At 73.3% G+C, this 19,681-nt stretch carries 19 protein-coding genes; 12 read left to right on the top strand and 7 right to left on the bottom strand.

Going from position 1 to position 19,681, the window contains the following annotated elements:
* Nucleotides 1-8: 8 nt before the first annotated feature.
* The 3 genes from MicB006_RS20575 to MicB006_RS20565 form a co-directional block, all read right to left on the bottom strand.
* Nucleotides 9-818: an alpha/beta hydrolase family protein gene (locus MicB006_RS20575; protein ID WP_116508289.1), complete on the bottom strand. Its 810-nt coding sequence runs from the start codon at nucleotides 816-818 to the stop codon at nucleotides 9-11.
* A gap of 86 nt (nucleotides 819-904) precedes the next feature.
* A complete protein-coding gene (locus MicB006_RS20570) occupies nucleotides 905-1,750 on the bottom strand; it encodes an ABC transporter permease (protein ID WP_116508288.1) in 846 nt (281 codons plus the stop codon).
* Nucleotides 1,747-2,595 carry an ABC transporter ATP-binding protein gene (locus MicB006_RS20565; RefSeq protein ID WP_116508286.1) on the bottom strand — a complete coding sequence of 283 codons (849 nt, stop codon included), beginning with the start codon at nucleotides 2,593-2,595 and terminating at the stop codon, nucleotides 1,747-1,749. The genes MicB006_RS20570 and MicB006_RS20565 overlap by 4 nt, the downstream gene beginning before the upstream one ends.
* Nucleotides 2,596-2,681: 86 nt before the next feature.
* Between MicB006_RS20565 and MicB006_RS20560 the strand changes: the two genes are divergently transcribed.
* From MicB006_RS20560 to MicB006_RS20545, 4 genes are all read left to right on the top strand, one after another.
* Entirely contained in the window at nucleotides 2,682-3,206 is a 525-nt protein-coding gene (locus MicB006_RS20560; RefSeq protein ID WP_116508285.1) for a PadR family transcriptional regulator, read from the top strand.
* Entirely contained in the window at nucleotides 3,203-3,883 is a 681-nt protein-coding gene (locus tag MicB006_RS20555; protein ID WP_116508284.1) for an ABC transporter ATP-binding protein, read from the top strand. Before MicB006_RS20560 ends, MicB006_RS20555 begins: the two co-directional genes overlap by 4 nt.
* Nucleotides 3,880-6,033 (top strand): FtsX-like permease family protein, encoded by a 2,154-nt coding sequence (locus tag MicB006_RS20550; RefSeq protein WP_116508283.1) that lies wholly within the window; start codon nucleotides 3,880-3,882, stop codon nucleotides 6,031-6,033. The genes MicB006_RS20555 and MicB006_RS20550 overlap by 4 nt, the downstream gene beginning before the upstream one ends.
* Before the next feature lie 102 nt (nucleotides 6,034-6,135).
* Nucleotides 6,136-8,139, top strand: a complete 2,004-nt coding sequence (locus MicB006_RS20545) for a protein meaA (RefSeq protein ID WP_116508282.1) — start codon at nucleotides 6,136-6,138, stop codon at nucleotides 8,137-8,139.
* Nucleotides 8,140-8,202: 63 nt separating this feature from the next.
* Here MicB006_RS20545 and MicB006_RS20540 read toward each other — a convergent pair whose 3' ends face one another.
* Together MicB006_RS20540 and MicB006_RS20535 are read right to left on the bottom strand one after the other, a co-directional pair.
* A complete protein-coding gene (locus tag MicB006_RS20540; protein ID WP_116508281.1) occupies nucleotides 8,203-8,499 on the bottom strand; it encodes a DUF1540 domain-containing protein in 297 nt (98 codons plus the stop codon).
* A gap of 60 nt (nucleotides 8,500-8,559) precedes the next feature.
* On the bottom strand, nucleotides 8,560-9,177 hold the full coding sequence (locus tag MicB006_RS20535; RefSeq protein WP_073830519.1) for a DUF4126 domain-containing protein: 618 nt from the start codon (nucleotides 9,175-9,177) through the stop codon (nucleotides 8,560-8,562).
* Between the two features lie 71 nt (nucleotides 9,178-9,248).
* On the opposite strand from MicB006_RS20535, the gene nucS reads away from it, so the two are divergent.
* The gene (nucS, locus tag MicB006_RS20530) at nucleotides 9,249-9,908 is read left to right on the top strand and encodes an endonuclease NucS (protein WP_116511659.1); all 660 of its coding nucleotides are present in this window, start codon (nucleotides 9,249-9,251) and stop codon (nucleotides 9,906-9,908) included.
* Nucleotides 9,909-9,917: 9 nt separating this feature from the next.
* Here the strand turns inward: nucS and MicB006_RS20525 are convergent, their stop codons facing one another.
* The gene (locus MicB006_RS20525) at nucleotides 9,918-11,420 is read right to left on the bottom strand and encodes an aldehyde dehydrogenase family protein (RefSeq protein WP_116508279.1); all 1,503 of its coding nucleotides are present in this window, start codon (nucleotides 11,418-11,420) and stop codon (nucleotides 9,918-9,920) included.
* 218 nt (nucleotides 11,421-11,638) lie between these two features.
* On the opposite strand from MicB006_RS20525, the gene MicB006_RS20520 reads away from it, so the two are divergent.
* From MicB006_RS20520 to MicB006_RS20490, 7 genes are all read left to right on the top strand, one after another.
* Nucleotides 11,639-12,085 carry an FHA domain-containing protein gene (locus MicB006_RS20520; protein ID WP_116508278.1) on the top strand — a complete coding sequence of 149 codons (447 nt, stop codon included), beginning with the start codon at nucleotides 11,639-11,641 and terminating at the stop codon, nucleotides 12,083-12,085.
* A gap of 189 nt (nucleotides 12,086-12,274) precedes the next feature.
* Nucleotides 12,275-13,339, top strand: a complete 1,065-nt coding sequence (locus MicB006_RS20515; RefSeq protein WP_116508277.1) for an alpha/beta fold hydrolase — start codon at nucleotides 12,275-12,277, stop codon at nucleotides 13,337-13,339.
* Between the two features lie 123 nt (nucleotides 13,340-13,462).
* Entirely contained in the window at nucleotides 13,463-15,253 is a 1,791-nt protein-coding gene (locus MicB006_RS20510) for a 3-hydroxyacyl-CoA dehydrogenase family protein (protein WP_116508275.1), read from the top strand.
* A 41-nt stretch (nucleotides 15,254-15,294) separates the two neighbouring features.
* On the top strand, nucleotides 15,295-15,789 hold the full coding sequence (locus tag MicB006_RS20505; RefSeq protein WP_116508274.1) for a SigE family RNA polymerase sigma factor: 495 nt from the start codon (nucleotides 15,295-15,297) through the stop codon (nucleotides 15,787-15,789).
* On the top strand, nucleotides 15,786-16,862 hold the full coding sequence (locus MicB006_RS20500; protein WP_116508273.1) for a hypothetical protein: 1,077 nt from the start codon (nucleotides 15,786-15,788) through the stop codon (nucleotides 16,860-16,862). Before MicB006_RS20505 ends, MicB006_RS20500 begins: the two co-directional genes overlap by 4 nt.
* A 57-nt stretch (nucleotides 16,863-16,919) precedes the next feature.
* A complete protein-coding gene (locus tag MicB006_RS20495) occupies nucleotides 16,920-17,252 on the top strand; it encodes a hypothetical protein (protein ID WP_073830526.1) in 333 nt (110 codons plus the stop codon).
* Between the two features lie 67 nt (nucleotides 17,253-17,319).
* Nucleotides 17,320-18,129 carry an alpha/beta hydrolase gene (locus MicB006_RS20490; protein WP_116508272.1) on the top strand — a complete coding sequence of 270 codons (810 nt, stop codon included), beginning with the start codon at nucleotides 17,320-17,322 and terminating at the stop codon, nucleotides 18,127-18,129.
* A gap of 4 nt (nucleotides 18,130-18,133) precedes the next feature.
* Here the strand turns inward: MicB006_RS20490 and MicB006_RS20485 are convergent, their stop codons facing one another.
* Complete coding sequence (locus tag MicB006_RS20485) at nucleotides 18,134-19,351, bottom strand: AI-2E family transporter (protein WP_116508271.1); 1,218 nt, start codon at nucleotides 19,349-19,351, stop codon at nucleotides 18,134-18,136.
* Between the last annotated feature and the right edge of the window lie 330 nt (nucleotides 19,352-19,681).

Here is a 19,681-nt window from a genome sequence, read left to right as displayed (position 1 = left end):
GGGGCGGTTCACGTCCGGGGCGGGTCGAGCGCGGCGCCGAGCAGCGCGAACGCGTCCGGGATGACGGTGCCCCAGTAGCCGAAGTTGTGCCGCCCGTCGGCCCAGGCGGCGCGCACCGGCTCCTCGGGCAGCGCCCGGGCCAGCGCGCGGACGTCTTTGAGGAAGTTGTCCTGCCGCCCGCACCAGAGCCCGACCGGGGTGCCGCGCAGCTTCGCCACGCCGGTGAAGACCGCGTCGCCGGGGCTCACCGCGGGGGAGAAGGCCGCCGCCTTCCGCAGCCACTTCGGGTACGTCTCGGCGAGCAGCAACGCGCCGAAGCCGCCCATCGACCAGCCCCACACGGCCAGCCGGCTGCTGTCGAAGCCGCGCCGGGCACACCAGGTGGGTACCTCCTCGCGCACCATCCGCTGCGGGTCGTCGTCACCGGAGGCGCGCCAGGACAGCCGCCCGCCGGTGGCGCCGGCGAGCGCGAACGGCGGGGCGCCCCGGCGTACCGCGTCGGTGAGGAAGCGGGCCAGCCCGAACCGGCCGTAGTCGCGCGGGGTGGCCGACGCGCCGTGCAGCACCAGGCAGACGGGCAGGCCGCGGCCGTCGCCGTACCCGTCGGGCACCGCCGTCCAGAAGTCGACCTCGCGGCCGCGCGCGGCGGACGCGATGCGGATCAGCCGTTCGTCGCCGGCCGGTGCGTCCGGCAGGGCCGGCGCCGGTCCCGGGCGGGGGCCGGCCAGTTGCCGGGCGGCCAGGCCGCCGACCACTGCGGCGCCGGCCACGCCGGCGGCGGCGCCGAGCAGGGTACGCCGGGTCAGCGTGGGTGCCATGCCGGCGAGTGTGCCACCGCCAGGCGCGTGTTAAGAAGGGGCCCTTCCTCTACCGCAGGCGTTAAAAGGGGGCCCTTCCTTACACCTCAGCCGTCGCGCTTGGTGGTCCAGCGGAACGTGGTCAGGCAGAGCACCAGGCCGATGACGCACCACGCGCCCAGCACCAGCGCGACGGTGCCCAGCTCGAACGAGCCGCCCGGCTCCCGCGCGCCGAAGCTGTCCGGCAGGAAGACCGAGCGCAGTCCCTGGCACATCCACTTGAGCGGGAAGATCGCCGCGACCTGCTGCATCCAGGTGGGCAGGCTGGTGAAGACGAAGAACACGCCGGAGATGAACTGGAGCACCAGCGCGACCGGGGTGACCACGGCCGAGCCACTGCGGGCGGTGCGGGCCAGCGACGAGATGGCGATGCCGCAGAGCGTGCAGGCGGTGACGCCGAGGACGGAGACCCAGGCGAACGTCAGCCACTTGGCGGTGGTCTGCGGCAGGTCCAGGTCGAACATCGCCACCGAGACGGCGAGCAGCAGCACGGTCTCGGCGATGCCGATGGCCACCACCATGATCACCTTGCCGGCGAACCAGACCCACTTCGGCATCGGCGTACCGCGGTAGCGCTTGAGCACGCCCCGGTCCCGCTCGATCGGGATCCAGATGCCGAGGTTCTGGAAGCTGACTGTCATCAGGCCCGTCGCGATCATGCCGGTGATGAAGTACTGCGTGTAGCTGACCCCGGGCGCGATCTCGTCGCTGAAGATCGCCGCGAAGATCAGGATCATGATGATCGGGAAGCCCATCGTGAACACGACGGACTCCCGGCTGCGCAGGAACTGGGTGATCTCCAGCCGCCCCTGGCGCAGCGCCAGCGCGCCGGCGCCGGGCCGCCGGGCCGCGGCGGCGGTGACCGGTGCCGCGGGGTTCGTCGTGGTGGTCATGAGTGTCCGATCATCCGCAGGTAGACGTCTTCCAGGGTCGGCCGGGTCACGGTGAGGCCTGGCACCTCGCCGCCGAAGCGCGCGGCCAGGTCGTACACCAGCGCCGTCGGCGTCGCGGTCTCCGCCGAGGCCGGCGTTCCGTCCGGGGTACGCCAGGAGACGGTCGCCAGCGACTCCTGCCGGTTGCCCAGCGCGTTCGGCGGCGCGACCTCGATCACCCGCCCGGCGGCGATCACGCCGACCCGGTCGGCGAGCGCCTCGGCCTCGTCCAGGTAGTGGGTGGTGAGCACGATCGTGGTGCCGGCGGCGGACAGGTCCCGGATCAGCTCCCAGAACTCGCGCCGGGCCTCCGGGTCGAAGCCGGTGGTCGGCTCGTCGAGGAAGAGCAGCTCGGGGCGGCCGATGATGCCCAGTGCCACGTCCAGGCGGCGCTTCTGCCCGCCGGAGAGCGTGTGCGTACGCGCCTTTGCCTTGGCGCCCAGCCCGACCCGCTCGACCACCTTGTCCGGGTCGTCGGCGCCCGGGTAGAAGCCGGAGAAGTGGCGGACCACCTCGATGACGCTGAGCTCGTCGAACTCGCCGGTGCCCTGGAGCACGATGCCGACCCGGGAGCGCCAGCCGGCGTCGGGGTGGGCGGGGTCGGCGCCGAGGACGCGTACCTCGCCGGCGTCGCGCTGCCGGTAGCCCTCCAGGATCTCGACCGTTGTGGTCTTGCCGGCGCCGTTCGGGCCGAGCAGGGCGAACACCTCGCCCCGGTGGACGTCCAGGTCCACCCCGGCCACGGCGACGTTGTCGCCGTACGCCTTGCGCAGCCCTCGCACGGAAATCGCGAGCTCGTTCTCCATGCCGTCAAGTGTGCGTCGTGCGGTGGCCCGTTCCGCTGCCGGGTCAGCTATATACGCGAGGTATACACTCGGTGTAGTCTCTGGTCATGACGGTTCCCCTGACCCTGCTCGGGCTGCTCGAACGCGAACCGAGCCACGGCTACGACCTCAAGCGCGACTACGACACCTTCTTCGGGCGCGGCAGGCCGCTGCCGTACGGGCAGGTCTACTCGACGCTGAGCCGGCTGGCCCGCGACGGCAAGGTGGTGGTCGGCGACGTCGCTCAGGGCGCCGGGCCGGACCGCAAGCGCTACGTCATCACCGACGTGGGCGCCACCGAGGTGGAGCACTGGTTGACCGAGCCGGTTGAGCCGGAACCACACCTGCAGACGCTGTTGTTCACCAAGGTCGTGCTCGCGCTGATGCTGGACCGCCCGGCCGAGGAGTACCTGGACACCCAGCGTGCCGCGCACCTGCGCCGGATGCGCGAACTCACGGAGATCAAACGCAGCGGCGAACTCGTCGACGTGATGCTGGCCGACCACGGCCTCTACCACCTCGAGGCGGACCTGCGGTGGATCGAGACGACGGGCGCCCGGCTGGACGCCCTGAGAAAGGCGGTACGGCCATGAGCCCGATGATCGAGGCACGCGACGTCACGTACGCGTTCGGCGAGACACCCGCCCTGCGCGGCGCGAGCCTCGCCGTGGCGGCCGGTGAGGTCGTCGCCGTGATGGGACCGAGCGGCTCCGGCAAGTCGACGTTGCTGCACTGCCTGGCCGGCATCCTGCGCCCCGACTCCGGTGAGGTCCGGTTCGACGGCGCCCGGATCGACACGCTCGGCGAGGCCGACCGCAGCACGTTGCGCCGTGACAGCTTCGGCTTCGTCTTCCAGTTCGGCCAGCTCGTGCCGGAACTCACCGCGGCCGAGAACGTGGCGTTGCCGCTGCTGCTGCGCGGTGTCCGCCGCACCCCGGCGCTGCGCGCCGCGCGGGGCTGGTTCGAGCGACTCGGCCTGGCCGGCCTGGAGCACCGCCGCTCCGGCGAACTGTCCGGTGGGCAGGCCCAGCGGGTCGCGCTGGCTCGCGGCCTGGTCGCCGAGCCGCGGGTGCTGTTCGCCGACGAGCCCACCGGCGCGCTCGACTCGCTCACCGGCGAGGAGGTGATGACGCTGCTGGTGGACGCCGCCCGCGAGAAGGGCACCACAGTCGTCCTGGTGACGCACGAGGCGCGCATCGCCGCGTACGCCGACCGGGAGGTCATGGTGCGGGACGGCCGGGTCAACGCCCCCGCCGGGGTCGCCTCGTGATCGGGCTCGCGCTCCGGCTCGCCGTCGCCGGTGGCCGGGAGGCGCTGCTCCGGCTGGTCGCCATCGCCGCCGCCGTCGCGGTCGGCACCGGGCTGCTGCTCACCACGCTCGCCGGTGTGCACGCCACCGACGCCCAGCTCACCCGCTACGCGTCGATGTACCCGCAGGAGACGGCCGACGCGTCCGCCGACCCGCTGCTCTGGTCCACCCGGACCGACTACTTCCGGGGCGATCAGATCGTCCGCGTCGACGTCGCCGCGACCGGTCCGGACGCGCCCACGCCGATCGGCGTTCCCCGCGTTCCGGGGCCGGGCGAGTACTACGCCTCCCCGGCGCTGCGGAAGCTGCTGGCGACCGCCCCCGCCGACCAGCTCGCCGACCGCTACCCGGGCCGGGACCTCGGCGAGGTCGGGACGGCGGCGCTCACCTCGCCGGACACGCTGCTCGTCCTGGTCGGCGGCACCCCGGAGCAGGTCGGGAGGCTGGACCAGGTCCGGAAGGTCACCCGGCTCGACGGCAACGGCGCCGCGCTGCCGGGGGCGGCTGTGGACCTCATTCTCGGCGTGGTCGCGGGCGGGCTGCTGTTCCCCGTACTCGTCTTCATCGGCACGGCGACCCGGCTCGGCGCCGCCCGCCGGGAGCAACGGTTCGCCGCGATGCGGCTGGTCGGGGCCACGCCCCGGCAGATCTCGGCGGTCGCGGCCGTCGAGGCCGCGCTCGCGGCGGCGGCCGGCGCGGCGGCCGGCTTCGCGGTGTTCTTCGCGTTCCGCGGGCAGCTCGCCGGCATCCCGTTCACCGGCATGCCGTTCTTCCCCGGCGACATGGCCATCGGTGCGCCGGAGGCCGTCCTGGTGGCGCTCGGCGTGCCGGCGGGCGCGGCGGCCGCGGCCTGGATCGCGTTGCGCCGGGTCCGGATCTCCCCGCTCGGTGTCAGCCGCCGGGTCACGCCGCGGCCGCCCCGGGTGTACCGGCTGATCCCGCTCGCGCTCGGCCTGGCCGGGCTGGGCTTCGCCCTGGTGTACCGGCCTCCCACGTCGGACGGCCAGACCGCGCTGTTTCTGCCCGCCCTGCTGCTGGTCATGGTCGGGCTGATCACCGGCGGCCCGTGGCTGACCATGGTCGGCGCCCGGGCGATGGCCGCTCGCGCCAGCCGGCCCGCCGCGCTCATCGCCGCGCGCCGGCTCGCCGACAATCCGGCCGCCGGGTTCCGCGCGGTGGGCGGCGTGATGCTCGCGCTGTTCGTCACGACGGTGGCTGTGGGCGTGATGGGGACGATCACGTACGAGCGTGGTCCCGCGCCCCGGGGTTCCCTGGAGGCCGGCCGGCTGTCGATGGTGCTGACGGACGACGCTCCGGCGCCCGGCACGCTGCTGGCCGATCTGGCGGCGATTCCCGGGGTACGCAACCCGGTGCTCGTCCGGGAGAACCCGGTACGCGGTGACGGCCGCGACTCCGGTGTGATCGCCTGCGCGGACATCCCGCCCGCGTACGGGCGGTGCGCAGCCGGCGTGAGCGTCGCCGAGGTGCCGCCGGGCCTGATCCCCTGGCGGGAGTCCGCCTCGGCCGACCGGGTCTGGCCGTCGTCCCCTGTGGACCCGGCTGCCCTCGCGGGACTCCCGGCTGGTTCGGTGGCGGTCGACGCGGAGGATCCGGTGGCAGTGGAGCGGGCCCGAACGGTCCTCGAAGCCGCGTTCCCCACCTTCTTCGTGGCGCCGAACGTGCCCGGCGACTTCGAGGCTGACTTCGCCGACACGATGCGGGGCTGGCAGCGGCTGGCCGACCTCGTCGTGGTGGCCGGTCTCGTGCTCGCCGGGTGCAGCCTGGCCGTGGCAGTGGCGGCCGGTCTCAGTGAACGGAAGCGGCCGTTCAGCCTGCTGCGGCTCAGTGGCGCCCCGGTACGGCTGCTGCGCCGGGTGGTGACGCTGGAGAGCGTGGTGCCGCTGCTGACCGTCGCCGTGGTCGCGGTCGGGATGGGACTGGTCGCCGCACACCTGTTCCTGCGCGCGCAGATGGACTACGACCTGCGCATGCCGGGGGCCGGGTTCGCGGCGGTGGTGGTGCTCGGCGTCCTGGGCTGCCTCGCCGTCGTCGCCGCCACCCTGCCGTTGCTGGAACGGATCACCGGCCCGGAGACCGCCCGCAGCGAGTGACTCGTACGGTGGGCCGGCCGGCACGTCGGCCCACCGGTGCGGGCCTCGGGTTGTGTGGTTTTCCACACTCTCTTTTACTGAACGGTAACTTAAACTCCGGCCATGGACGACGCGATGCCGGGACGGCTGCCCGAGCGGGACCGCCCGTGGGTGATGCGCACGTACGCCGGGCACTCCTCCGCCGCGGCCACCAACGCGCTCTTCCGCCGCAACCTGGCGAAGGGGCAGACCGGCCTGTCGGTCGCCTTCGACCTGCCCACCCAGACCGGGTACGACCCGGACCACGAGCTGGCCTCCGGCGAGGTGGGCCGGGTCGGCGTGCCGGTGGCGCACCTGGGCGACATGCGGGCGCTGTTCGAGGGCATCCCGCTGGCCGAGATGAACACCTCGATGACCATCAACGCCCCGGCCATGTGGCTGCTCGGCCTCTACGGCACCGTCGCCGCCGAGCAGGGCGCCGAGCTGAGCCGCTGCGCCGGCACCACCCAGAACGACATCATCAAGGAGTACCTGTCCCGGGGGACGTACATCTTCCCGCCGGCGGCGTCGCTGCGGCTGACCGCCGACGTGATCGCGTACACGCTGCGCGAGATGCCCCGGTGGAACCCGGTGAACATCTGCTCGTACCACCTGCAGGAGGCCGGCGCCACGCCGGTGCAGGAGGTCGGCTTCGCGCTGGCCACCGCGGTCGCCGTGCTGGACACCGTCCGCGACTCCGGCCAGGTGCCGCCCGAGCGGATGGGCGACGTGGTCCAGCGGATCTCGTTCTTCGTCAACGCCGGGGTGCGCTTCGTCGAGGAGATCGCCAAGATGCGCGCGTTCGGCGCGCTCTGGGACGAGATCACCCGCGATCGATACGGCGTGGAGAACCCGAAGCAGCGCCGGTTCCGCTACGGCGTCCAGGTCAACTCGCTGGGCCTGACCGAGGCGCAGCCGGAGAACAACATCCAGCGGATCGTGCTGGAGATGCTCGGCGTCACGCTGTCCCGCGACGCCCGCGCCCGCGCCGTGCAGCTGCCCGCCTGGAACGAGGCGCTGGGCCTGCCCCGCCCCTGGGACCAGCAGTGGTCGCTGCGCATGCAGCAGGTGCTGGCGTACGAGTCGGACCTGCTGGAGTACCCGGACCTGTTCGCCGGCTCGCACGTGATGACCGCGCTGGTCGACGACATCGTCTCCGGCGCGCGCGTCGAGCTGGAGAAGGTGCTGGAGATGGGCGGCGTGGTCACCGCCGTCGAGTCCGGCTACCTCAAGAGCGCGCTGGTTGCCTCGCTCGCCGACCGGCGCCGCCGGATGGAGTCCGGCTCGGACGTGGTCATCGGCGTCAACCGGTTCACCGAGACCGAGCCGTCCCCGCTCACCGCAGCGGGCGCCGAGGCGATCGAGCAGGTGGACCCGGCCGTCGAGGAGGCGGCCACCGCGGGCGTACGCGAATGGCGGGCCGGCCGGGACGCGGCGGCGGTGGAGGAGGCGCTGGCGAAGCTGCGCGCGGACGCCGCCACCACGGCGAACCTGATGCCGGCGACGCTCGGATGCGTCCGGGCCGGGGTCACCACCGGCGAGTGGGCGGGCGCGCTGCGCCAGGTGTACGGCGAGTACCGCGCGCCGACCGGACTGGCCGGGGCGGTCGGGACAGCCGGTGACGCGACACTCGCCGGGGTCCGCGAGCGGGTCGCTGCCACCGCCCGGGAGCTGGGCAGCGGCCGGCTGCGGCTGCTGGTCGGCAAGCCGGGGCTGGACGGGCACTCCAACGGCGCGGAGCAGATCGCGGTACGCGCCCGCGACGCCGGGTTCGAGGTGGTCTACCAGGGCATCCGGCTGACCGCCGGGCAGATCGTGGCGGCTGCCGTGGAGGAGGACGTCGACCTGGTCGGGCTCTCCGTGCTCTCCGGCTCGCACCTGGCGGCCGTGCCGGCAGTGCTGGACGGGCTGCGCGCCGCCGGGCGGGGCGACCTGCCGGTGGTGGTGGGCGGGATCATCCCGGCCGCCGACGCCGAGACGCTGCGGGCGGCCGGGGTGGCCCGGGTGTTTACGCCGAAGGACTTCGCGCTCACCGGCATCATCGACGAGTTGGTAACGGTGATCCGCGACGCCAACGCGCTGGGGTGAAAGGAAGGGCCCCTTGTTAACGCCTCCGGTAGAGAAGGGGCCCCTTCTTAACGCCCGGGTGGGTCAGCGGCTCTGGTAGGTCATGCAGTCGGCCATGTCCATGTCGGGGCCGACGGTGATGGCCGGGGCGTGACACTCCAGGTCGGCGTTGTGCCGGCAGTCGGCGCGCGAACACGCCCCCACCTGCGCGACCAACTGGTCGATGCCGCCGCGCACCGGCATCTCCACGAACGTGTGGCAGTGGGCGTGGTCGCTGCTGCCGATCGTGATGGCGAAGGCGTGGCAGTCGTTCGTGTGGTTGTAGGCGCAGGACCGGACGGCGCACTCCTGGACCCGGGGCATCTCCAACGACGCGGTCATCTTCCCGTACCTCCTTGGGTGTCTTGCCCTAATTTTAGAGGTTTCGGGAGTCGGCGCGGGTCAGACGCGGAAGCCGGCCGCCCGGGCGGCGGCGCGCTCCCGTCGCCGCTCCCGGCGGCGGCGGAACAGCCAGGGTACGAAGAACACCAGGCCGAGCAGGAACACCAGCACCAGCACCGGCAGCAGCAGCGCCACCACCGACATGACCACGCTCGTCGCGTCCTCGGCGGTGCTGGCCACCGGCGCGCCCACCCCGGCCGTGGTCGCGTTGATGACCGGCCGGGCGGCGGCCTTGAGCAGGTGCACGCCGAGCGCGATGAGCACGCCGACCACCACCGGCACCCACTGGTGCGTGGAGAAGAACGTGTCCGGGTCGCTGACGGTGACCGTCTCCGAGCCGGCGCCCGCGCCGAACGCGAGCCCGCCGGCGGTCGGCCGGACCACCGTCTGCACCACGTCGTTGACGTGGTCGACCACCGGCACCTTGTCGGCCACGGTCTCGACCACGAGCAGGACGGCGAGGATCAGCACCACCCAGCCGTTGCCGAGCCACTGCCAGCCGCTGGGCAGCTCGACCAGGTCGGTGTAGCGGGACAGCAGACCCATCAGCAGGAGGGGGATGTAGGCGTTCAGGCCCGCCGAGGCGGCCAGACCGGAACCGGTGAGGACTTCGAGCACGATCTCAATATGGCACCGGTACGCCAGTGGCGCTCGTCGGCGTCCGCCGAGGGCTCGGCTACCCTCGGCGGGTGCGGTTGGTCATTGCGAAGTGCTCGGTGGACTATGTCGGACGGCTCTCGGCTCACCTGCCGCCGGCCACCCGGTTGCTCATGGTGAAGGCGGACGGCTCGGTGTCGATCCACGCGGACGACCGGGCGTACAAGCCGTTGAACTGGATGAGCCCGCCCTGCCGGCTAGAGGAGGCGCCCGGCGTGTGGCGGGTGGTCAACAAGGCCGGCGAGGAGCTGCGCATCACCCTGGAGGAGATTTTCCAGGACACGTCGTACGAGCTGGGCGTGGACCCGGGCCTGCGCAAGGACGGCGTCGAGGCGCACCTGCAGGAGCTGCTGGCCGCGAACCCGGAGACGCTGGGGGAGGGCTACACGCTGGTCCGGCGGGAGTACATGACCGCGATCGGGCCGGTCGACCTGCTCTGCCGGGACGCGACCGGCGGCGCGGTGGCGGTCGAGGTGAAGCGGCGCGGCGAGATCGACGGCGTGGAGCAGCTCACCCGCTACCTGGAGCTGATGAACCGCGATCCGCTGCTCGCGCCGGTGGCCGGCGTGTTCGCCGCGCAGGAGATCAAGCCGCAGGCGCGGGTGCTCGCCACCGACCGGGGCATCCGCTGCGTGGTGGTCGACTACGACAAGCTGCGCGGCATCGAGCGCGACGAGCTGACGCTGTTCTGAGGCGCTGCCTCAGCGGCCCCGGCCGTACATCAGCTTGGCGATCTTGACGATACGGGCGATGTCGGCCGGGGTGCGCTCGAACGTCATCGCCGGCAGCAGCGAGCGGGCCCGGCGGCGGGTGACCGACTTCGGGCGGCCGAACTCGCGCAGCCCCTCCTCGCCGTGGATGCGGCCGAAGCCGGACTCGCCGGTGCCGCCGAACGGCAGCGTCGACATGCCGGCGAAGGTCAGCGCCGAGTTGACCGAGGCCATGCCGGAGCGCAGCCGCCGCGCGACCGCCACCGCCCGCGCCCGGCCGAAGACCGAACCCCCGAGCCCGTACGGCAGCGCGTTGGCCCGCTCGACCGCCTCGTCCACGTCGCGGACCCGGTTCACGACGAGCGTCGGGCCGAACGTCTCCTCCTGCACGGCGGCCGAGTCCTCCGGCACGTCGACGAGCACCGTCGGGTGCACGTACGGCGGCTGGACCGCGTCCGGGCCGCCGAGCACCGCCCGGCCGCCCCGGCTCAGCGCGTCGTCGATGTGCCGGCGGATGATGTCGATCTGCGACGGCATGGTGATCGGGCCGAGGTCGGTCCCGTCGGCGCCGACTGTGAGTCGCCCGGCCTTCGCCACCACCTTCTCCACGAAGGCGTCGAAGACCTGGTCGACCGCGTAGACCCGCTCGATGCCGATGCAGGTCTGGCCGGCGTTCGTCATCCCGCCCCAGACGCACGCCTCCGCCGCGGCGTCCAGGTCGGCGTCGGTGTCCACGATCATCGCGTCCTTGCCGCCGGCCTCCAGCAGCACCGGGGTGAGCGTCTCCGCGCAGGCGGCCATCACCCGCTTCGCGGTGGCGGTGGAGCCGGTGAACGCCACCTTGCCGACGCCGGAGCGGCACAGCGCCGCGCCGACCGCGCCGAAGCCGTGCACCGCCTGGAACACCGGCTGCTCCGGCACCACCTCGGCGAACCGGTCGACCAGCCACTGACCGACCGCCGGGGTGTACTCGCTCGGCTTGAACACCACGGCGTTGCCGGCCGCGAGCGCGTACGCGGCCGAGCCGATCGGGGTGAAGACCGGGTAGTTCCACGGACCGATCACGCCCACCACGCCGTACGGCTGGTATTCCAGGTGACCGGTGAACTCGGCGAGGACCAGGCGGGACCGGACCCGGCGCGGCCCGAGCACCCGCTGCGCGTTGCGGGCCGCCCAGTCGATGTGCTCCAGCGCGGTGAGGATCTCCACGACGGCGTCACCGACCGGCTTGCCGCCCTCGGCGTGCATCAGGTCGGCCAGTTCCTCGATCCGCCGGGCGAGCACGCCGCGCCAGCGCTGGAGCCGGTCCCGCCGGCCGGCGAAGCCGAGCCCGGCCCACCAGTTGCCGGCCTCCCGGGCGCGGTCGACGGCGGCACGCACGTCCGCCTCGGCCGCCAGCGGGAATCGACCGGCCTCAGCGCCGGTGGCCGGGCTGGTCGACACCAGTCGACCCTCGGAGATGAGCGGGGCGCCCGGCACATGCACTGCGGTCATGGCCGAAGTCTAGACCCGAAGATTACTCGCCGGTAGGTGCGGACGGGCCGTACGCTGCGCGGACGATCAGCCCGTCACATCGACGGAGGTGCCGTCCGAAACGGCGAACGGGAGATGACCGGCCGGGGTCGCGGGGGTGACCGCGCGGTGGTGCAAGCCACTACGGTGAGGTGGCAGGCTGACGCCGCGGGGCGATGTGGGGTGGAGGTCGACTGTCCATGCAGGAGCATCCGGAGCTGATGCCGTTGCTGACGGTGTCCGGCGGGGCGATGCGAGGGCTCACCTTCAGGGTCGGCCGGGACGCGCAGGTGATCGGCCGCGCGCCGACCGCCGACATCGTGCTCGCCGATCCGCACCTGAGCCGGCGGCACGCCACCGTCCGGGCCACGCCCGAGGGGGTGCTGCTCACCGACCTCGGCTCGACGAACGGCACCTGGCTCAACGACACCCGGATCACGGGCAGCGTGCCGATCGCCGACGGGGACGTGGTCCGCCTGGGCCGCACCGACCTGCGCCTCTACGACCCGGGCGTGGCCCGGACCGACCCGGTCGGGATGAGCTTCGGCGCGATGCGCCGCGACCAGCGCCCGACCCTGCCGCTGCCGGTCCCGGCACCCCGTCAGCCGATCGAGGCGCGCGAGACGCAGCCGGCCGACGCCCACTAGACCCTCCCCGGGGCGCGCGCCCCGCCACTCGGCCCCCGGTCGATCATGAAGTTGGCGCCGTTCCGCGTCCGATTTGTCGCCGCCAACTTCATGATCGACGCGGTAAGGGGGCGTGCGCCACGCTCGGGTGGGGCGGTGTGGTGGTGGGGCACATGGACCGGGCCCACCCGCGCGTGCCAGCATGCGCGGATGCGCAGCGCACGGCAGACGGTCCAGGCCAACGGCATCACCCAGTCGGTCCGCGTGGCCGGTCCGCCGGACGGCGTGCCGGTCCTGCTGGTGCACGGCAACGTCTCCTCCTCCGCCTTCTGGGAACCGCTGCTGGCCCGCCTGCCGGACACGCTGCGGGTGGTCGCCCCAGACCTGCGCGGCTACGGCGAGACGGACACCGCGCCCGTGGACGCCACCCGAGGGCTCGACGACTTCGCCGACGACGTGGCCGCGCTGCTGGACGTCCCGGGGCTGTTCCCGCCCGGCGCCCGGCCGGTGGTGGTCGGGCACTCGCTCGGCGGCGGGGTGGCGATGCGGCTGCTCGTCGGCCACCCCGAGCGGGTGTCCGGGCTGCTGCTGGAGGCGCCGGTGTCCCCGTACGGCTTCGGCGGCACCCGGGACCTCGACGGCACCCCGACCACGCCCGACTTCGCCGGCACCGGCGCCGGGGGCGCGAACCCCGACTTCGTGGCCCGGCTCGCCGCCGGTGACCGGGGCGCGGACGGCCCGACCAGCCCGCGCGCGGTGCTGCGTGCCGCGTACGTGGCCGACCCGGCCACGCTGGGCGAGCACGAGGACCTGCTGCTGGAGAGCATGCTGACCACCGCCACCGGCGACGACAACTACCCGGGCACGGCCGTGGCGTCGGATCATTGGCCGGGGACCGCCTGCGGGCGACGCGGCGTGCTCAACGCGCTGGCCCCGGCCCACTTCCGGCTCGCCGACGAGCTGGTCGCCGTGCCGGTCAAGCCGCCGGTGACCTGGGTACGCGGCGACGCCGACGTGATCGTCTCGGACACCTCGCTGTTCGACCTGGCGTACCTCGGTCAGCTCGGTGTGGTGCCCGGCTGGCCGGGCGCGCAGGAGTGCCCGCCGCAGCCGATGGTCGGGCAGACCCGCGCGGTGCTGGAGCGGTACGCGGCGGCCGGCGGGGCGTACCGGGAGGTGGTGCTGCCGGGCTGCGGGCACAGCCCGCACCTGGAGCGACCGGCGGAATTCGTCGCCGAACTGCTGGCCCTGGCCGGGGAGAACGCCACCGCCTGAGGCGGGGTGCGTGAAATATCCCACGGCGTCTCGACAACACAGCGTCACGTGGCAGACTCCGGCCCATAACCTTAGCGGCCGTTCATGTCGCGGACGGCGGAGTCGAGCCAGGGGAGGCCGGTCGTGGCGCGGGAGTTCACCAGGGTAGGCGTGGTGGGTCTGGGCACCATGGGTGCCGGCATCGTGGAGGTGTTCGCCCGCAACGGCCTCGACGTCACAGCAGTCGAGATCTCCGAGGCCGCGGTGGAGCGGGGCCGGGTCACGCTCACCGGCTCCACCGACCGGGCCGTCGCCAAGGGCAAGCTCGCCGAGGCTGACCGGGACGCGCTGCTCGCGCGGGTCGACTTCCGGGTCGGGCTGGACGCGCTGCACGACGTGGACCTGGTGATCGAGGCGGTGCCCGAGCACCTCGACCTCAAGCAGCGGATCTTCGCCGAGATGGACCGGGTCTGCAAGCCCGAGGCGATCCTCGCCACCAACACGTCCTCGCTGAGCGTCACCGAGATCTCCGTCGCCACCACCCGGCCCAACCAGGTCATCGGCATCCACTTCTTCAACCCGGCCCCGGTGATGAAGCTGGTCGAGGTGGTCCGCACGGTGGTCACCTCCGCCGACGTGGTCGCCGACGTGGAGGCGCTCTGCGAGCGGCTCGGCAAGGTCGACGTGACGATCAGCGACCGGGCCGGGTTCATCGCCAACGCGCTGCTGTTCGGCTACCTGAACCACGCGGTCGGCATGTTCGAGGCCCGCTACGCCACCCGCGAGGACATCGACGCCGCCATGAAGCTCGGCTGCGGCCTGCCGATGGGCCCGCTGGCGCTGATGGACCTGATCGGCCTGGACACCGCGTACGAGATCCTCGACACGATGTACCGGCGCGGCGGCCGGGACCGCCGGCACGCACCGGCCCCGCTGCTCAAGCAGATGGTCACCGCCGGGCTGCTCGGCCGGAAGTCCGGTCGCGGCTTCTACACCTACGAGCGGCCGGGCTCGCCGAAGGTCGTACCCGACGAGTACACGCCGCCGGCCGGGGACGCCGCGCTCGCCGACGGCGCCCGGGGCATCGCGAAGGTCGGCGTGGTCGGCTCCGGGACCATGGCCACCGGCATCATCGAGGTCTTCGCGAAGGCCGGCTACGAGGTCATCTCGGTGACCCGGGGCGCGGAGAAGTCCGCGAAGGTCTGCGAGGCGGTCAAGACCTCGCTCAACAAGGGCGTGGTGCGGGGCAAGCTCAGCGAGACCGACCGGGACGCCGCGCTCGGCCGGATCACCTGGTCCGCGACGCTTGACCACCTGGCCGACGTCGACCTGGTGGTCGAGGCCGTGATCGAGGAGCTGAGCGTCAAGAAGGCGCTGTTCGCCAGCCTCGACGAGATCTGCAAGCCGGGCGTCGTGCTCGCCACCACCACCTCGTCGCTGCCGGTGATCGACGTGGCGATGGCGACCCAGCGCCCGGCCGACGTGATCGGCCTGCACTTCTTCAACCCGGCGCCGATCATGCCGCTGGTGGAGATCGTGCAGACCATCCGCACCTCCGCCGAGACGTCGGCCACCGCCCGCGCGGTCTGCGCGAAGCTCGGCAAGACCGGCGTCGTCTGCGGCGACCGGTCCGGCTTCATCGTCAACGCGCTGCTCTTCCCGTACCTGAACGACGCGGTGAAGATGCTGGAGGCCAGCTACTCGACCGCCGACGACATCGACTACGCGATGAAGCTCGGCTGCGGCTACCCGATGGGCCCGTTCGAGCTGCTCGACGTGGTCGGCCTGGACGTCTCGCTGGCCATCCAGCGGGAGCTGTACCTGGAGCTGCGCGAGCCCGGCTTCGCCCCGGCGCCGCTGCTGGAGCACCTGGTCACGGCCGGCTACCTGGGCCGCAAGACCGGCCGCGGCTTCCGCGACCACACCCGGCGCTGATCCCGGTCAACGCCCGGCGGCGGTGACGGCGTCTTCCGGGTGTGACATTCGAGGAGTACGTCGGCAGCCGCGGTCCGGCGCTGTTGCGCCTGGCCCGGCTGCTCACCGGCGACGCGCACCGGGCCGAGGACCTCACGCAGGACGTGCTGGCCCGCGCGTACGTGCACTGGCGGAAGATCGCCCGGGTCGACCGGCCCGACGTGTACGTGCGCCGGATGCTGGTCAACGCGAACACGTCCTGGTGGCGACGGCGGTCCAGCCGCGAGCTGGCCGTCGACACGTTCGCCGACCGGCCGCAGCGCGGCGACCTCGGTGGCGAGGCGGCGGAGCGGGACGAGATGTGGCGGCTGATCCGCGCCCTGCCCGACCGTCAGCGCGCCGTGCTGGTGCTGCGCTACTACGAGGATCTGGACGACGCCACGATCGCCCAGATCCTCGACTGCTCCCCGGTCACCGTCCGCACCCACGCGATGCGGGCGCTCGCCCACCTCCGGGAGCGCTGCGGCGTCCCGACGACGAAGGGGAGCCGGCTGTGACCGACCTCGACCAGCGGATCGCCTCGGTGCTGCGGGAGCAGGCCGAAGGGGAGACAGACACCGGACGCCTGCTGCGCGGTTCCCGCGCGCTCGGCCGGCGCCGGCAGGTACGCCGCCGGGCCACCGCCGGCACCGCGCTCGCGCTTGTCGGCGTGCTCGGTCTCAGCGGCGTGATCCGGGCGGACGTGGGTGGGCTGGCCGGGCGGATGCCCTGGACGGCCGCGACGTCGACAGCCGGCGCGCCGGTGCCGCCGAAGGCCGACGGGGTGCCGGCCGCCGACCAGCGTCCCGAACTCGTCGGCACCGACCCGCAGGTGCTGCACCTGGGGGTGGACACCAGCCGGGCCCGCTACCTGCGGTGGGCCGTCTTCGGCTCGAACCGGACCGAGTCGATCCGGTACCGCGTCGGTGGCGGGAAACCGGTGCTCGTCGAGGTGAGCCCGGACGCCCGGGCGGTGGACGAACTCCTGCTCGACGGCCTTCCCGGCGCCGAGGGAGCGATCCCGGTGACGTTCGACGGCAAGGTCCGGGAGTTCCGGGTCGGGGCCGGCGGCGTGGTCCGGGCATGGCAGCCGGTTCCCGGCCTGTACGCCCGGGCGAGCATGCTCGGCGGCGACCGGAACGCGCTGGCCGAGGCGGTGCGCGCCATCCGCTGGAACGAGGCACGCCGGTGCGACGCGCCCCTGCGGTTGGGCGCCGTGCCGCAGGACGCCCGGGTGGCAACCTGCGAGGTCGAAGCCAGTGCCTTCCCGGGCGGCCTCACCGTCGTTCTCACGCTCGTGCGGTCGCCGGCGGCGACGATGGAGGTGAGACTGGTCTACGGGGCGCAGATCGCCCGGGACGTCACCCGGGCCGACCGGACGGTGGGCGGTCGGCCCGCCTACCTCTATCCGGACGGACACCAGCTCGAACTGCTCGGCATCCCGAAGGCGCACCTGACCGCCACGTTCGGCTGGCAGTGGCCGGAGGACCCGCCCAAGGGGCAGATCGACTTCACCGAGACGGAGGCGGCGAGCGTGCTGGCCGGAACACGGGTGGCGCAGGACCTGACCGACCCGCAGACCTGGCGCTGACGCCCGTCGGCCGGGCCGCCCGACCCGGGCCGGTCCGGCCGGCGGCCCGTACGCTTGGTGACCGTGAGCCCCCGTCGCAACCGCCCCCGCCGGGACGAGATCGCCGCCGTGGACGCCGAGCGTGCCCGCCACGGCGTGCCGACCGTGCAGCAGTGGCGCGACGGCGACTGGCAGATACGCGCGATCAGCGGCGGCGCGTCAGTCAAGACGTACCGTTGTCCCGGTTGTGACCAGGAGATCCGGCCGGGGACGGCGCACCTGGTGGCCTGGCCGGCGGACGACCGGGGCGACCTGACCGACCGCCGGCACTGGCACTCCGGCTGCTGGCGGGCCCGGGACCGGCGTGGCCCGAACCTCCAGCGCGGCCGGGGCGCCCCACGCTACGGCTGAGCGATCTGGATCACCCGGTTCCCGTCCCGGTGGGCGGTTGGGCCGCCGACACGGGAGACTGGCAGGCGTGAGCACTCCGATTCGCGCGTCGTCGATCCTGCCCGGTCGCCGGGAGGACATCGAGCTGCACACCGCCGACGGGCTGACGCTCGTCGGTGAGCTGGCCCGGCCGCTGGAGGGCGAGCCGTCGGCCACCCTGGTCTGCCTGCACCCGCTGCCCACCCACGGCGGGATGATGGACAGCCACGTGTTCCGCAAGGCGGCCTGGCGGCTGCCCGCGCTCGCCGGCCTGGCAGTGCTCCGGTTCAACACCCGGGGCACAAGCAGCGTCCGCGGCACCAGCGAGGGCGCCTTCGACGGCGCGGTCGGCGAGCGGTTCGACGTGGCCGCCGCGATCGAGTACGCCGAGTTCCACGAGCTGCCGAACATCTGGCTGGTCGGGTGGTCGTTCGGCACCGACCTGGCGTTGAAGTACGGCTGCGACCCGGCGGTGACCGGCGCGATCCTGCTCTCCCCGCCGCTGCGCTACTCCGCCCCGGAGGACCTGGCGGTCTGGGCCGAGACGGGCAAGCCGCTCACCGCGCTGGTCCCCGAGTTCGACGACTACCTGCGGCCGGAGGAGGCCGGGCAGCGGTTCGCCGCCGTGCCGCAGGCCGAGGTGGTCGGCGTGGACGGCGCCAAGCACCTCTGGGTCGGCGACGCGGAGAAGGCGCTGGACGAGATCGTCCGGCGGGTCGCCCCGGGCGTACCGCTGCCGCTGCCGACCACCTGGGACGGCCCGATGGAGACCGGTGACGTCAGCGCGTACGCGGACCGCACTGTCGCCGCGTTCGCCGACACCCCGGTGCCCGGCCCGGCCCAGCGGCGCGCCGAGTAGCCGCTCAGCGGGCATCCTGGCGGGGTAGCACCACCTCGCGCAGGATCAGCTGCAACGCGGCCACCGTGGGGATCGCGATGAGCGCGCCCACCACGCCCAGCAGCGACACCCCGAGCAGCGCGGCGAGCAACGCGGCCACCTCGTTCACCGACACCGCCCGGCGCATGATCTTCGGGTAGATCAGGTAGTTCTCGATCTGCTGGTAGACCACGAAGAACACCAGGCAGGCGATGCCCACCGGCAGGTCGGTGGCGAGCCCGACGAGCGTCACCACGACCGCGCCCAGCGTCGCCCCGATCTGCGGGATCAGGTCGGTCACCGCGACCACCACGGCGAGCGCGAACGGGTACGGCAGGCCGACCGCGAGCGCGAACACGAACGTGCTCACCCCGGCCATCACCGCGATGGCGAGCGCGCCGACCATGTACGCGCCGACCCGGGTCAGGATCTCGTCGCCGATCAGCCGGACCCGCTCCCGGCGGGTGCGCGGCACCAGCGCGTACCCGAGTTCGCGCATCCTGTCGAAGTACGCCAGGAAGTAGATCGTCAGCACCAGCACGGTCAGCAGGCGGAACAGCGTGCCGAAGATCAGTTGCGCCCCGCCGAGCACACCGCCGAGCGCCCGCTCGACGTTGTCCGCGTTCGCCGCCGCCTGGACCCGTTCCATCACGTCGTAGCGGACCACGAGGTCGTTGACGGTCTGATTGCGGCGCAGCTCCTCGACGTAGCCGGGCAACTGCTGGATGAACTGGCCGGACTGGGTCACCACCGGCGGCACCAGGGCCAGCAGGCCGGCGACGATCAGCAGCAGCAGGGTGAGTGTCACCACCGCCACCGCCAGCCCGCGCGGCAGGCCCCAGCGGCGCAACCGGACCACCGCCGGGTGCAGGCCGACCGCGAGGAACAGCGCGATCACCACGAGCACCAGGATGCCCGCGGCGTTGCGCACGCCCAGGAACAGCGCGTACGCCAGCAGCACGCCGAGCGCGCCGGTGAAGCCGATCAGGAAGGCGCTGCGTCGCAGCGGACGCCCCGGCACGCCGAACCGGCCGCTCGGCTCGAACTCGCCCGGCTCGACGTCGGCGGGCCGTCCGCTGCTCGTGTCCGTGCCGGATCTCGGGTCGCCGGCGGCGGTCGTGGCGTCGCGCGCGGGTTCCGCCTCGCCGGTGGGGTTCACGGTCGCCGCCTCGTCACCCGGGACGGCGGAACCCTCCTGCGACACCCGTGCCTCCCGGCTCCCGCGCTGCCCGGCTCGTCCGCCGGTGCCGTCCACGCCCGACGCGCGGCCCTCTGCCCGCAGGGTAGTCCTCGCCGTCCGCCCCGACCATCCCACCACCACTTCCCGCCGGGCTGTCCCGCCGGGCCGTCCTGGCGCGGGTCACCCGCCAGGTCGGGGAGGTGGCGTGGTCCGGGTGGGTGGGATGCCGCCACCTCGCCGAAGTGGCGCTGGGCTCGCCAGGTCGGGGAGGTGGTGTGGTCCGGGTGGGTGGGATGCCGCCACCTCGCCGACGTGGCGCTGGGCCCGCCAGTCCGGGGAGGTGGCGTGGTCCGG

The organism is Micromonospora sp. B006 (genome assembly GCF_003408515.1).
Classification (GTDB): Bacteria; Actinomycetota; Actinomycetes; order Mycobacteriales; family Micromonosporaceae; genus Micromonospora; species Micromonospora echinospora_A.
Note: the sequence above shows the minus strand (reverse complement) of the source record. Positions and strands in the feature narration are given on the sequence as shown.